Source organism: Streptomonospora mangrovi, assembly GCF_027604915.1.
Lineage (GTDB): Bacteria > Actinomycetota > Actinomycetes > Streptosporangiales > Streptosporangiaceae > Streptomonospora > Streptomonospora mangrovi.
On record NZ_JAJAQC010000042.1, the window covers coordinates 30,152 to 42,801 of the forward strand.

At 74.3% G+C, this 12,650-nt stretch carries 13 protein-coding genes; 5 read left to right on the forward strand and 8 right to left on the reverse strand.

Annotated features, from left to right (window positions below; translation table 11 throughout):
* The first annotated feature begins 203 nt into the window (after positions 1 to 203).
* Positions 204 to 905 carry an alpha/beta fold hydrolase gene (locus LG943_RS21135; protein ID WP_270074072.1) on the forward strand — a complete coding sequence of 234 codons (702 nt, stop codon included), beginning with the start codon at positions 204 to 206 and terminating at the stop codon, positions 903 to 905.
* Positions 902 to 1,729 (forward strand): TIGR03619 family F420-dependent LLM class oxidoreductase, encoded by an 828-nt coding sequence (locus LG943_RS21140; protein ID WP_270074073.1) that lies wholly within the window; start codon positions 902 to 904, stop codon positions 1,727 to 1,729. The genes LG943_RS21135 and LG943_RS21140 overlap by 4 nt, the downstream gene beginning before the upstream one ends.
* 92 nt (positions 1,730 to 1,821) lie before the next feature.
* Here LG943_RS21140 and LG943_RS21145 read toward each other — a convergent pair whose 3' ends face one another.
* From LG943_RS21145 to LG943_RS21165, 5 genes are all read right to left on the reverse strand, one after another.
* Positions 1,822 to 2,598 (reverse strand): hypothetical protein, encoded by a 777-nt coding sequence (locus LG943_RS21145; RefSeq protein WP_270074074.1) that lies wholly within the window; start codon positions 2,596 to 2,598, stop codon positions 1,822 to 1,824.
* Positions 2,595 to 4,769, reverse strand: coding sequence for a hypothetical protein (locus LG943_RS21150; RefSeq protein ID WP_270074075.1), 2,175 nt, complete (start codon positions 4,767 to 4,769; stop codon positions 2,595 to 2,597). The genes LG943_RS21145 and LG943_RS21150 overlap by 4 nt, the downstream gene beginning before the upstream one ends.
* Positions 4,762 to 5,640 (reverse strand): hypothetical protein, encoded by an 879-nt coding sequence (locus LG943_RS21155; RefSeq protein WP_270074076.1) that lies wholly within the window; start codon positions 5,638 to 5,640, stop codon positions 4,762 to 4,764. Before LG943_RS21155 ends, LG943_RS21150 begins: the two co-directional genes overlap by 8 nt.
* A gap of 141 nt (positions 5,641 to 5,781) precedes the next feature.
* Positions 5,782 to 6,759 carry a bile acid:sodium symporter family protein gene (locus LG943_RS21160; protein WP_270074077.1) on the reverse strand — a complete coding sequence of 326 codons (978 nt, stop codon included), beginning with the start codon at positions 6,757 to 6,759 and terminating at the stop codon, positions 5,782 to 5,784.
* A 68-nt stretch (positions 6,760 to 6,827) separates the two neighbouring features.
* Positions 6,828 to 7,730 (reverse strand): LysR family transcriptional regulator, encoded by a 903-nt coding sequence (locus LG943_RS21165; RefSeq protein ID WP_270074078.1) that lies wholly within the window; start codon positions 7,728 to 7,730, stop codon positions 6,828 to 6,830.
* Positions 7,731 to 7,802: 72 nt separating this feature from the next.
* Between LG943_RS21165 and LG943_RS21170 the strand changes: the two genes are divergently transcribed.
* A complete protein-coding gene (locus tag LG943_RS21170) occupies positions 7,803 to 8,810 on the forward strand; it encodes a DMT family transporter (RefSeq protein ID WP_270074079.1) in 1,008 nt (335 codons plus the stop codon).
* Positions 8,811 to 8,899: 89 nt separating this feature from the next.
* Positions 8,900 to 9,196, forward strand: a complete 297-nt coding sequence (locus LG943_RS21175; protein WP_270074080.1) for a hypothetical protein — start codon at positions 8,900 to 8,902, stop codon at positions 9,194 to 9,196.
* A gap of 27 nt (positions 9,197 to 9,223) precedes the next feature.
* Here the strand turns inward: LG943_RS21175 and LG943_RS21180 are convergent, their stop codons facing one another.
* Positions 9,224 to 9,454: a hypothetical protein gene (locus LG943_RS21180; RefSeq protein WP_270074081.1), complete on the reverse strand. Its 231-nt coding sequence runs from the start codon at positions 9,452 to 9,454 to the stop codon at positions 9,224 to 9,226.
* A gap of 117 nt (positions 9,455 to 9,571) precedes the next feature.
* A complete protein-coding gene (locus LG943_RS21185) occupies positions 9,572 to 10,522 on the reverse strand; it encodes a DUF389 domain-containing protein (RefSeq protein ID WP_270074082.1) in 951 nt (316 codons plus the stop codon).
* Positions 10,523 to 10,727: 205 nt separating this feature from the next.
* Between LG943_RS21185 and LG943_RS21190 the strand changes: the two genes are divergently transcribed.
* Positions 10,728 to 11,654, forward strand: a complete 927-nt coding sequence (locus LG943_RS21190; RefSeq protein WP_270074083.1) for an AEC family transporter — start codon at positions 10,728 to 10,730, stop codon at positions 11,652 to 11,654.
* Positions 11,655 to 11,717: 63 nt separating this feature from the next.
* Here LG943_RS21190 and LG943_RS21195 read toward each other — a convergent pair whose 3' ends face one another.
* Positions 11,718 to 12,560 (reverse strand): alpha/beta fold hydrolase, encoded by an 843-nt coding sequence (locus LG943_RS21195; protein WP_270074084.1) that lies wholly within the window; start codon positions 12,558 to 12,560, stop codon positions 11,718 to 11,720.
* Positions 12,561 to 12,650 lie beyond the last annotated feature (90 nt).

Genomic DNA, 12,650 nt, shown 5'->3' on the forward strand with positions numbered 1-12,650 from the left:
CCGGCCCGCCGGCCGGCGGAGGCGCGGCACCCGCCCGCGAGAACGCTCCGGACGGCGCGACGAGGAGCGCGGCACCCGCGCGCGGCGCCCGACCCGGGTCGGGCGCCCCGCCGGACGGGGTTCGGGGGTGTGGCACGGCCCACGGGTCCGCACGCCCGCGAGGGCTTGACCTTCACACCGGTGTACGGCTTTAGCGTCGCGCCATGACCACGACAACGCAGTCGCCGGACCTGGCGACCACCGTTCTCGGCAGCGGCCCCGCGCTGCTGCTCGCCCACGGGGCCGGCGGCGGCATCCAGCCCAACTACGGCGCCGTCATGACCCGGTGGGCCCGCCGCCACACCGTCATCGGCCCCGACTACCCCGGCACGGGCGCGACCCCGCGCTCGCCCGTCCCCCTCGACCTGGACGACCTGGCCGACCGCCTGGTCGACTCCGCCGTGCGCGCCGGCGCCGAGCGCTTCGCGCTGCACGGCTACTCGCTGGGCAGCGCGGTCGCGGTGCGCGCCGCCGTGCGCCACCCCGAGCGCGTCACCGCCCTCGTGCTCGCCGCCGGGTTCGCCCACCCCGACCCCGCCTTCCGCGCGTTGCTCACCGCCTGGCACGACGACGTGGCGGCCGCCGGCCCCGCCGCGGACCCGCCCGGCGCCGCCGACCACGTGGACCTGTGCCTGCGCGTGGACACCCGAGCTGACCTGCCGCGCGTCGCGGCGCCCACGCTGGTGATCGCCACCGCCCAGGACGACCTGGTGGCGCCCTCCCACTCCGACGTGCTCGCCGAGGCCATCCCCGGCGCCCGCCGGGTCGACCTCGCCTCGGGCCACCTGATCTGGGAGGACGCCCCCGAGGAGTGGGCGCGGCTGGTCGAGGACTTCCTCGCCGAGCACCCCGGCGGTGCGGCGTGAGTACGGCCCGCCCCGCCCTGTACGCGGTGCTGCCCGCGGAGTCCGCCGACCTCGACCCCCGCGCCGTGGTCGACCTCGCCCGCCGCGCCGAGGACCTGGGCTACGGCGCGGTCTGGCTGCCCGACCACCCGCTGCCGCCCGCCGGCTACAACGCCACCTACGGCGGGGTGTTCGAGCCCCTGGTACTGCTGACGGCCGTCGCCACGGCCACGGCGACCATCCGGGTAGGAACCTCGGTGGTGATCCTGCCGCTGCGCGACCCCTTCCTGCTGGCCAAGCAGGCGGCCACCCTGGAGCGCCTGGCCCCGGGCCGGCTGGTGCTGGGGGTGGGCGCCGGCTGGGAGGAGGCCGAGTTCACCGCGCTGCGGGCCGACTTCGCCGACCGGGGCGCGCGCACCGACGAGGCGCTGGCGCTGATCCGGCACCTGCACACGGTGGGGCGCGGCCCGTTCACGGGTCCGCGCTTCGGGTTCGAGACCGGGGTTTTCGCGCCCGCGCCCACCGCGCCGGTGCCGCTGCTGGTGGGCGGGATGTCGGGCGCGGCGCTGGACCGCGCGGCCCGCCACGCCGACATCTGGCAGGCGGTCCCCGGTATCACCGCCGAGCGGTTCGGCGCGCTGGCGGCACAGGTGCGTAAGCGCGCCGGCCGCCCGATCGAGACGGGCGCCCGCATCTCCCTCCCCGCCGGCCGCGCCTCCGCCGAGGCCGCCGAGGAGGCCGCCGCCCTCGGCGCCGCCGGCGCGGCGCACGTCTCCGTCTGGTTCGGCTCCCCCGACGGCTACGCCGACCGCATGGAGGCACTGTCCCGCATCGCCCTCAGTTGAAAGAGGGACCACTGCCGCCCCGCCCCTGCCTCCCCGCAGGAGGGGCGGGTGAACCCGGGCGGGGAGGCCCCGGCCCGAGTTCACCGCCCGCGTCACCCGGGTCCGCCCTCGCCGGACTCCCCGTCCGCCCGCAGCCGCGCCGCCAGGTCGCGTCTGCCGAAACCGCTGATCAGCAGGGCGAGGCGGTCGATGACCTCCGCGCGCTCTCCGGAGCTGAGCCCGCCCAGCAGCACGCGGACCGCCGTTCCGGCCGCCTCGGCCTCGGGCGGGGATCCCTTCTCATCCTCGGCCAGCACGAGGCGCAGTTGCATGGCCGCGGTGGCCAGGTCCCGTATCTGCTCCGGATTGCGGTCGAACCACCAGCGCAGCGCCACGGCCGGGTCGCTGTAGACGTCCTCGGTGAGCCGTTGCAGGTGCCGCATCTGCGCGCGGTGCTCCTCGGCCTGGACCGCGCCGCGCGGGCCGCACCTCTCGCGGAGCTTGACCAGTTCGACGTCCTCCGGGTCGGCGGCCAGCCGCACCGCGATGCTGCCGAAGGAGATCTCGGGGTCGTCGACGACGACGTCCTCCAGGAGTCGGCGGGAGACCTCGGCCTCGGCGAGCCCGAAGTCGGCCACGGAGAACTGCCGGGCGACCTGCCCGGAGAACTCCACGACCCGCGTCCTGACCGCGCTGGCGGCGCTCTGCCGCCGGAGCCGGGACCGCGAGGTGATGCGCAGGGCCAGTTCGTAGTCGGCGGAGAACCACAGCCCGTCGTCGGTGCTCGGCAGACGGGCCGGGAACGTCAGCCATTCCTCGGTCCCGCGCAGTGCCGCGCTCCACGGGCGTGCTCCCGGTTCGGCCGCGACGGCGCGCCAGAGCAGGCTCATCCCCGACCCCCTCCGGCAGCGGCGGCCGGCCGGAGCAGGGGGTCGGCCCGCGGAACCCGGGCCAGCAGCGCCGCGAACCCGCGACCGGGCCGCTCGTGGTCCCACACGGCCAGGCGCCGGCTCATGCGGACGTTGGCCGCCGTACTGACGCCGGCGGCGCGGACCAGTACGTGTTCGAGCAGGGCCCGTTCGTGCCCGGCGGCGGCGCGCTCCACCGGGGCGAGCCAGGCGTCCAGGACGGAGTCGGCCGCCCGCGCGTCGGAGGCGCCCAGGGCCGCGGCCAGAGCCTCCGCGACCAGCTCCGGCGGGGTGTCGTCAGGTCGGTCGGCGGCCTCGGTGAGCCGCAGCGGAAGCCCGCGCTCATCCACCGCGCGGAGGAGGACGCCGAGGTGGTCCCGCGCCACGCCGGCCCGCTGCCGCCCTTTCCCGTCGCGCTCCCACGCCACGAGGGCGCGCAGCAGGGCGGGTCGGCACTCCTCCTCGTCGGCGATCTGGGCCAGCGCGCGGTCGACCTCCTCGGCCGCCGCCCCGATGGCCCGGTCCGCCAGGCGGGCCAGGCGGACGAGGGCGGCGTGCGGCTCCACCCGGCCGTACTGGCCGCACACCTGCGCGACCACCGTGTCGAGCGCCCCGTCCTCGGGTCCGGTGTCCGCCAGCCGGTAGAGGTACCGGCGCACCTCCGGACCGAGTTCGTCGTGTGCGGCGGCCTGCGCCACCACCGGGACGACCGCCGACCTCAGCCGGGCGTCGCGCCCCCAGGCGGGCAGCAGGCCGATCACGGGCTTGGGGTCGGACTGCCGTTCGGCGAGCTGGAGCCACCGCTGCGCCACCTCGCGGCGCTCCGGGGGCGGGACGTCGCGGACGGCCTGGTTGGACCACGTCAGCAGGGAGGACCGGGCCTTCGGGTACTCCCGCCACAGCCGGTCGAGCGCGGCGTCGCCGTAGCCCACCTTGGTGAAGCGGATGCGGTCGTTGGCGTCGACGTAGGCCTGGACCTCCCGCAGCATGGCCGTCAGCCCACCCCCGGAGATGGGCGAGGGGAGGACGACCGGAACGTTCCACTCCTCGGCGAGCTTGTCGACGTTCACCAGGACCGCGTCGGAGGGGCACCCCTCCAGCACCGCCGTCGCCTCGAACAGGACCCGCAGGTAGTCACCGGGTCTGAGTTCCTCGCGGCGGTCGGGGCTCCTGCCGTTCCCCTCGGCGATCCGGTAGCGGTCCCGCTCGGCCCGCGCGGCGGCCTTCTCGTGCTCCTCGAACCACTCGCGCACCTCCCGCGCCCAGTTGCTGAAGATGCCGAGCACCGTGTTCAGGTGAGCAGTGAACGGGGCGCCGCGCTCGGCGCTGACCACCCGGTCGATCTGCTTGGCGACGCGGGCGCCGTGGGCCGGGTCGCGGTCCGCCAGCAGCGCGCGGACCTCCGGCTCGCCCAGCCAGCGCCGCGCCGCCTCCTCCCCTTGGAGAAAGGCCAGGTGGCGTCGGCAGACCTCCTCGACGGGCGGCGGCCGGAGCGCAAGCACGGCGTAGCCGTCGGCCGGATCCTCGCTCCACTGCTCGGCGACCACGGCCAGCCGCGACTCCTCCGCGCGCACGCGGGAGGCGAACCGGAGGATTTCCGAGCGCAGGGCGTCGGTCCGGACGTCGACCCCGGTGGCGTCGAGCAGGTAGGAGTGCCCGTGGTCGACGCTGATGCGGTCCAGGCGCCACCGGTTGTCGTGCGCCTCGGCGGTGCACTCCTCGATCCGGCCTTCGCCGAGGTCCAGCGTGCGGACGGCGGTGGTGGCGCGGCCCGTGCCCGGCCGTCCGATGATGACGCCGACGCGCAGCTCCCAGAACTCGCGGACGAAGGTGCTGTAGCCGGCCGGCTGCGCGAACGTCCTGCTGATCACGTCGACCCGCTGCGGATCGATCCGGCGCGCCGCGCGGACCAGCCGGGTGACCTCCGCCCCGAAGGCGACGCCCTCCGGCCCTTCGCCGTGGAAGTGCAGGCCGCCGTAGATGACGGCGTCCTGGACGAGTTGGCCGTAGTTGTCGGCCGCGCTGTTGGAGGCGCGTTCGCCGGTGCGATCCGGTCGCTTCTCGCCGCCGGCCGGGGCGGCACCGCCCTCGGCGTCTTCGGCCGCCTGCTCGGCGCCGTCCGCGGACGTGTCCTCATGCGGCTCCTCAGCCATTGGCGCGCCCCCGGAAATCGCCGTGGAGCCCGCCGCTGAAGGTCCCGCCTTGGACGGCCTGGCCGTAGTTGTCGCGGATCCGGTTGGTGGTCGTGCCGGCCTCCGCGCGCGGGCGAGCGCCCTCGGTCGGCCGGTGCCGGCTGCCGGCGGCCGGCGCGCCACCGTCCTCAGCGGGCGCGCAGTCGCCGGCGGGCGCCGTCCGCGCTTCGGCGCCGCCGCACCGCGAGGGGAGCGGGACGTGGAGGTAGCCCTCGTGCCGGAACCGCTTCTCGGGCATCTCCACGTCGACGGGGCGGAACAGGTGCGGGCTCAGCCCGACGTAGCCACCGCGGACCGCCTCCTCGTGGACTCGCCCGGACACGATCGCGACGAGCAGCGTGGTGTCGGGATCGGACTGCCGCAGTTCCTCGCGCACCGGTGGGGAGTCCAGCAGGCGGTGGGTGTCGTTCATCGCGCGCCCGATACCGTCCAGCGGGTCGCCCTGGTGGGTGCTGTCGGGCAGGGGGCCCACGTCGATGCTCGCGCGCAGCCGCAGCCGCAGGTCCCGCTGCCGCGCGGCCAGGTGCGGCTGGGTGTCCTCCAGGACCTGCTGGAGGTGGGCCAGCATCGGATGGATCATGAACGGCAGGTGCTCGGTGGGGAATCCGACGACATAACCGTCGCCCGCCCGCTGCGGGAACCGCCGGTCCTGCCACACCTCCTCCAGGCCCGACCGGCTGAACGCCTCTTCGAGCACGCTCTCCACGGTGGTGCTCAGGAAACCCTGGTGGTAGGAGGAGTTGCCGGTGTAGCTCTCGATGTCCACGGCGAGGACGGCCCGGTAGGGCGGGAGGGGCGAACTGGTGCGCGGTGGACGGGGGTGCGTGGGCATGGCGACTCCTGAGGACCGGGTCCGGTGGTGTCCGGACCGACGCCCAGCACTCTGTCGCACGCTCGCGCCGGCGAGTGTCCGGAATCCGACACAGCGGCCCCACTCGTCGAACCAGCGTGCCGACGGCCGGCGGCGGTCGGTTCAGGGGGTGGCGGTCGGCTCGGTGGGCTCGGTCGGCTCGGGGGGTTCGGTGGTGGTGGGGCGGCGGGACCAGATGCCGGCGACCAGGGCTCCGGAGATGTTGTGCCAGACCGAGAACAGGGCGGCGGGCAGGGCGGCCAGCGGGGTGAAGTGGGTGGTGGCCAGGGCGGCGGCCAGGCCGGAGTTCTGCATGCCCACCTCGACGCTGATGGCGCGGCGGGCCGACTCCGGCAGGCGCACGGCCAAGGCCGCGAGGTAGCCCAGGGCCAGGCCGGCGGCGTTGTGCAGCACCACCGCGAGCACCACCAGCGCGCCCGTGCTCAGCAGGGCGTCGGCGTTGGCGCCCACCACGGCGGCCACGACCACCACGATGCCGCCCACCGACACCAGCGGCAGCAGCGGCAGCACCCGTTCGACCAGCCGCGCGAACAGCAGCCGCACCACCAGGCCCAGGATTACCGGCACCAGCACCACCTGGAGGATCGACGTCAGCAGCCCGGCGGCGTCCACCGGCAGGATCGAACCGGCCAGCAGCAGCACCAGCAGCGGTGTCAGCACCGGCGCCAGCAGGGTCGACACCGAGGTCATGGCCACCGACAGCGCCACATTCCCGCGCGCCAGGTAGACGATGACGTTGGAGGCGGTGCCGCCGGGGGACGACCCGACCAGCACCATGCCCACCACCAGTTCGGGCGGCAGTTGCAGCGCCATGGCCAGCCCCCAGCCGGCCAGCGGCATCACCACGAACTGGGCCGCTACCCCCACCAGCGCGGCCTGCGGATGGGTGGCCACGATCTTGAAGTCGGCCGGGCGCAGGGTCAGGCCCATCCCGAACATGATGATGCCGAGCAGGGGGTTGACCCAGGTGACCAGTTGCGCGGTCTGGTCGGCCGCGAGCAGCCCGACGACCGCGCTGGCCAGGACCAGCACACCGAACCAGCGGCCGACGAACGCCGCGAGCGCCACCAGGAAAGCCATGCGCTCCATTCCAGCAGGTGGCGGCGGACGCCCGCGCACCGGGGCGGCCCCGCCGGTGGCGGGGCCGGTCAGGCGGGTTCGGCCCCGGCGTCGCGCAGCGCGCGCAGCACGGCGGTGAGGGCGGGCCGGCGGGCGGAGTCCTGGTGCCAGAAGGCGAACACCTGCCGGGTCAGCGCGGGCTGCACCGGCACCAGCCGCACGCCCTCGGGCACCGTGCCCAGGCCCAGCCGGGGCATGACGGCCGCGCCCAGACCGGCGGCGATCATGGTGAGCTTGGTCTGGTGCTCCTCGACGGTGTGGGCGATCACGGGTTCGGCGCCGCGCGCCCGCAGCATGCCGTGCAGCCAGTCGTCGCAGATGGAGCCGCCGCGCCAGCTGATCCAGGGCTCGTTCACGACCTCGTCGAGGTCGAGGATCTCGCGGTGGGCCAGGGGGTGGTCCACCGGCAGGGCGATGTCGGCGACGTCGACCATGATCGGCGTCTTGACCATGGTGGTGGGCAGCTTGACCGGGGCGCCCTCCCAGTCGACCTCCAGGCCGAGGTCGCACTCGCCGCGGGTGACGGCGGTGACGGCGTTGAGGGGTTCGGTCTCGTTCAGTTCGACGCGCAGCCGCGGGTGGCTGTGGGCGAGCAGGCCGATGGCGGGCACGACCAGGCCGCGCGCGCCGGTGGCGAAGGCGGCGATGCGGATGGTGCCGATGACCTCGCTGCGGTGCTCCTCGAGCGCGGCCTCGGCCCGCTGCACCAGCGAGAGGATCTGGCCGGTGTGCTCGACCAGGATGCGGGCGGCGTCGGTGAGCCGCACCCCGCGGCCGTTGCGCTCGACCAGGGCCTGGCCGACCTCGCGTTCGAGCTTGGCGAGCTGCTGGGAGACGGCGGAGTTGGTGACGTGCAGGGACTCGGCGGCGGCGTTGAGGGAGCCGTTCACGGCGATGGCGTGCAGGACCCGCATCCGCTCGACACTCAGCATGAAGCGATACTAATCCACAGGTTAAGCAGAATGAAGTGGACCTAAGACTGCGCCGGGCGATATGCCTGTTCCATGAGCGTCCTCCCGTCCGACAGCCGATCATCCCTCCCCGCCGCGGTGCCCGAGGGCGTGCCCGCGCCCGCCGCGCCCGCCGCACCGGTCCCGTCGGCCCCGGCGGCGCCCCCGCTCCCGCGCCGCGCCGTCGACTGGCGGCTGAAGTTCCTGCTCCTGGCGCTCGTCTGGGGCTCCAGCTTCATGTTCATCGGCATCGCCGCCCAGGTGCTGGTGCCCGTCCACATCACGCTGGGCCGCATGGTCACCGGCCTGCTGCCGCTGGCCGCCGTGCTCCTGGTGCGCCGGGGCCGGCTGCCGCGCGGGGTGCGCACCTGGTTCCACCTGTCGGTCACCGCGTTCCTCCTCAACGTGGTGCCGTTCACCCTGTTCGGCTACGCCGGGCAGCTCATCCCCTCGGCGCTGTCGGGTATCTGCAACGCCGCGACACCGCTCTTCGCCCTGTTGTTCACCCTGCTGCTGCTCTCCGACGAGCGGCCGACCCGGGCTCGCCTGGCCGGGCTGGGCCTGGGCTTCCTGGGGGTGCTGGTGGTCTTCGGCGTGTGGACGGGGTTCGCCGGCGCCGGCCCGGTGGGCATGCTGCTGGCCGTGGGCGCCGCCGTCTGCTACGGGATCGGCACCCCCTACCTGCGGCGCTTCCTGTCGGGCACCGGGCACAGCCCGCTGGAGCTGTCCACCGCCCAGCTCATCACCGGCACCGCGCAGATCGGGATCGTCGCCGCGCTGTTCACCGACGCCCCCGCCGCCCTGCCGCTGCCCGTCCTGGCGGCCGTGGCGGTGCTGGGCGCCCTGGGCACCGGGTTCGCCTACGTGCTCCAGTACGCGGTCATCCGCGAGGCCGGCGCCACCGTCGCCTCCACGGTCACCTACCTGGCGCCGGTCGTGGCGATCGCGCTGGGGGTGCTGCTGCTGGGCGAGGACCTCGCGTGGAACGAGCCGGTCGGCGCGCTGGTCATCATCGCGGGCGCGGCGCTGGCCCAGTACCGGCCGCGCCCCCTGCCGGGGTGACCGCGCGCCCGGCCCCCCGCGGCGCGGAGCGCGGGGGGCCGGGCGGCGGCGCACTGGCGCGCCGGCGCCGGGGGCGGGACCATGCTTGCGTGAAGCAGATCCGATCCGGCGGAGTCCTGGTCGCCTTCGAGGGCGGCCCGCTCGACGCGCGGACCTACCGCGTGGACGAGGCGCCTGAGGCCGTCGTCGTCATCGAGCGGTCCGCCGAGCCCGACTCCGTGCCCGGCGAGCACCCGGCCGACCGCCTCCTGCGGCTGGCCTCGGCGCAGCCCGCCCTGCACCGCTACCGCCGCACCGGCACCCGCGAGGGGGTGCGCCGCTACGGCTACGGCGGCGAGGTCGAGCGGGCCGACGCCGGGCTGCTGTTCGTGCCGCACCGCCCCTGAAAGCGGGCGCGCGGCGCGCGGCGGCCTTTAGCCGTTCTCGCGCTGAAGGCGCTCCAGCAACATCTTCTTGCCCTGGTCGCCGGCCTTCTTGTTGTTCTCCTGGATGCGGCGCAGCCAGTCGGCCAGCTCCTGGTCGCCATCGCGCTCGGCGTCCTGGATGAAGTTCTCCAGCCGCCACACGTTCTCCAGCGACTGGTGGACCGCCCACACCAGGTTGTAGTTCTTGTCCTTCAGCGGGCTGCTCGGGGTATCCGCCATCGTCGCACCTCCGTGGTCGCGCTTGGTGACTGCTTCGTAGCGCCACCGCTTCCCCGCGCGCGCCCGAACATGCCCGCCCACCCCGCACGGACCGCGTTTTGGCCGGTCGGCCCGCTGCTACCGGCGGCTCAGCGACCGGCCCGGCGCGCCCTTGCGGCGGTCGCGGCCGGTGCGCACGGCCAGCACGAGGGTCGCCGCGATCATGATCCCGACGAGGTTGATCACCAACTGCTCCAGCGACTGCACGGCCCGGTGCCACTCGGCGAGCGTCAGCGCGACCACGGCGTAGGCGGCGGCCGGCACCGTGGTGACGGAGATGAACACGCCCACCAGCGCCGCCGACTTCGCCGACACCAGGCTGAGCATGCCCGCCGCGCCCGCCAGCAGCGCCACGATCAGCGAGAACGGGCCGACGTCGTAGATGAAGTCGACCTGGCTGCCGTCGCTGAGCCCCGGCGGCGAGAACGACACCAGCCCCGACAGTTCCAGCAGCAGCATGAACACCGCCGTGACGGCCATGGCCAGCACGAACCCGGCGGCCGTGGTCACCGTGGACTGGCGGACGAGGTCCCAGCGCCGGCCCACGATCCCCACTCCGAAGGCGGCCAGCGGCCCGAAGTCCGGCGCGACCGCCATGGCGCCCACCACGGTCACGGGCGAGTCGGTGACCACGCCGACGGCGGCGATCATCAGGCCCAGCGTGAGGAACGTCAGGTAGACCCAGTTGAGGTGGGAGTCGTCGTCGGCGCGCGAGATCAGTTCGTCCCACACCACGGCCTCGTCGCCGTGGCCGGGCGCCTTGGCGCGCGCGACGTCGGCGGAGTCCGAGAGGGTGGTCTCCAGCGCCTCCAAGGTGATGGCGCCGCACCGGTCGATCTCCAGGTCGGCGAGGGCGCTCAGCACCGCGTCGACGCACTCGCGGGCGAGGTCGGCCTCCACGGCGTCGCCCGGGGGCCGCACGGCGGCGTCGCGGAACACCACCACGTGGGCCACTCCGACCTGGCGATCCAGCACGGCGAGGACCTCGTCCGTGCGCTCCCGCGGCGTGATCACCCTCAGGTGCAGCAACTCCCGCGCCTTTCCGTGTTGTTGTGAGGTACCACCATAAAGCCGGAAGCACGGTGTTTCGGCGGTTTTCAGGGGCCTGCGCCCCAGGCCGGCCGCCACGCGGCGGTGCGCCCGGGCCACCGGGTGTGACGTGCGCCGTGGCACGGTCGCGCGATCGCGGTTAGCCTCAACGCGTTCCTTGGCCGGATATCTGGAGGGCCGCCCCTTGTCCGGGGTCATCGTCGGTTTCGGGGTGATCGCCAGCATCGTCGCCGTCGGCTACATCCTGGGCCGGCTCGACGTGCTCGGCGACAACGGCCGCGAGGTGCTGAGCCGGCTGTCCTTCTACGTCGCCACCCCCGCGCTGCTGTTCGACATCCTCTCCACCGCCGACCTGTCGGTCCTGGTGTCGGCGCCGCTGCTGGTCAGCGCGATCAGCATGCTGGTGGTGGCCGCGCTGTTCATCGCCGCCGGCCTGCTGCGCCGCTGGGGCGTGGCCCGCACCACCATGGGCGCGCTGTGCGCCTCCTACGTCAACGCCGGCAACCTGGGCATCCCCATCTCGGCCTACGTGCTGGGCGACGCGTCGCTGGTGGCGCCCATCCTGCTGTTCCAGCTCCTGGTACTCGGGCCGATCGGCCTGACGGTGCTCGACGTCAACCGCGGCGGCCCCGGCGGCCGCACCGGCCCGCTGCGCATCCTCACCACCCCGCTGCGCAACCCCGTGGTGATCGGCTGCCTGGCGGGCGTGGCCGTCGCCGCGACCGGGTGGAGCCCGCCCGCGCCGTTCATGGAGCCCTTCCAGTTGGTCGGCTCGATCTCGGTGCCCGCCGTGCTGCTGGCCTTCGGCATCTCGCTGCACGGCAGCCCGCTGCCCTTCCGCGGCCCGGAGAAGGCGGCGGTGGGGCTGGCGGTGCTGCTCAAGTGCCTGGTGCAGCCGGCCGCCGCGTGGGCGGTGGGCGTGTTCGCGTTCGGCCTGTCGGGCGCGGACCTGTTCGCCGTGGTCGTCCTGGCGGCGCTGCCCACCGCGCAGAACATGTACACCTACTCCCTGCGCTACGGCGCCGCCGAGACCATGACGCGCGAGATCGTGCTGCTCTCCACCCTGCTCACCCTGCCGGTCCTGGTGGCCATCGCCTTCCTCCTGGGCTGAGGGGCACCACCCGAACCGCACGGCGCCCCCGCCGGCGAGGGGAGGGGGCGCCGCGCGGCGCGGTCAGCGGGTGACGAAGGGGACCAGCGCCTCGTTCACCTCGGTGGCGTGGGTCCACAGGAGGCCGTGCGGGGCGCCCTCCACCTCGACGTACTCGGCCTCGGGCAGCGCCTCGTGGAAGGGGCGGCCCGTGGCGTCGATCGGCAGGATGCGGTCGGCGGTGCCGTGCAGGATCAGGACGGGCCTGCCGGAGTCCCGCACGGCCGCCACGTCGCCGCGGAAGTCCTCGATCCAGGCGGGGACCACCGCGTAGGCGGCCACCGGCGCGCTGGAGACGGCGGTGTTCCAGTTGGCGTTGACGACCTCCTGGCTGATGCGGGTGCCCAGCGTGTCGTCCAGGTTGTAGAAGTCCTGGAAGAACTGGGTGTACCAGGCGTAGCGGTCGGCCCTGGCGGCGGCCGCGATCCCGTCGAATACCTCCTGCGGCACCCCGGTGGGGTTGTCGTCGGCGCGCACCAGGAAGGGCTCCAGCGAGGCGAGGAACGCCAGCTTGGCGACCCGGTCGGCGCCGTGGCGGCGGACGTAGCGGGCGAGTTCGCCGGTGCCCATGGAGAACCCGACCAGGACCACGTCGGTGAGGTCGAGGGTCTCCAGCACGGTGTTGAGGTCGGCGGCGAAGGTGTCGTAGTCGTAGCCGGTGCCGGTCTTGCTGGAGCGGCCGAAGCCGCGGCGGTCGTAGGTGATGACGCGGTGGCCGGCGGCGATCAGCTCGCGGGCCTGCAACTCCCAGGAGGAGCCGTCGAGCGGGTAGCCGTGGATGAGCACCACGGGCCGGCCCGCGCCGTGGTCCTCGTAGTACAGCTCCACGGCGCCGCTGTTCTCGTTGCCGACGGTGATGTAAGGCATGGCACGCTCCCTGCCAGCAGTGGAGAACGGTCGTTCTCCGGCATGTGGCCTACAGTAGAGAACGAACGTTCTCTAGGCAAGGAGCACGCC

Coding starts and splice junctions, on each gene's coding strand:
- LG943_RS21135 (WP_270074072.1), top strand. CDS start 204: ATGACCACGACAACGCAGTCGCCGGACCTGGCGACCACCGTTCTCGGC.
- LG943_RS21145 (WP_270074074.1), bottom strand. CDS start 2,598: ATGAGCCTGCTCTGGCGCGCCGTCGCGGCCGAACCGGGAGCACGCCCG.
- LG943_RS21150 (WP_270074075.1), bottom strand. CDS start 4,769: ATGGCTGAGGAGCCGCATGAGGACACGTCCGCGGACGGCGCCGAGCAG.
- LG943_RS21155 (WP_270074076.1), bottom strand. CDS start 5,640: ATGCCCACGCACCCCCGTCCACCGCGCACCAGTTCGCCCCTCCCGCCC.
- LG943_RS21160 (WP_270074077.1), bottom strand. CDS start 6,759: ATGGCTTTCCTGGTGGCGCTCGCGGCGTTCGTCGGCCGCTGGTTCGGT.
- LG943_RS21165 (WP_270074078.1), bottom strand. CDS start 7,730: ATGCTGAGTGTCGAGCGGATGCGGGTCCTGCACGCCATCGCCGTGAAC.
- LG943_RS21170 (WP_270074079.1), top strand. CDS start 7,803: ATGAGCGTCCTCCCGTCCGACAGCCGATCATCCCTCCCCGCCGCGGTG.
- LG943_RS21180 (WP_270074081.1), bottom strand. CDS start 9,454: ATGGCGGATACCCCGAGCAGCCCGCTGAAGGACAAGAACTACAACCTG.
- LG943_RS21195 (WP_270074084.1), bottom strand. CDS start 12,560: ATGCCTTACATCACCGTCGGCAACGAGAACAGCGGCGCCGTGGAGCTG.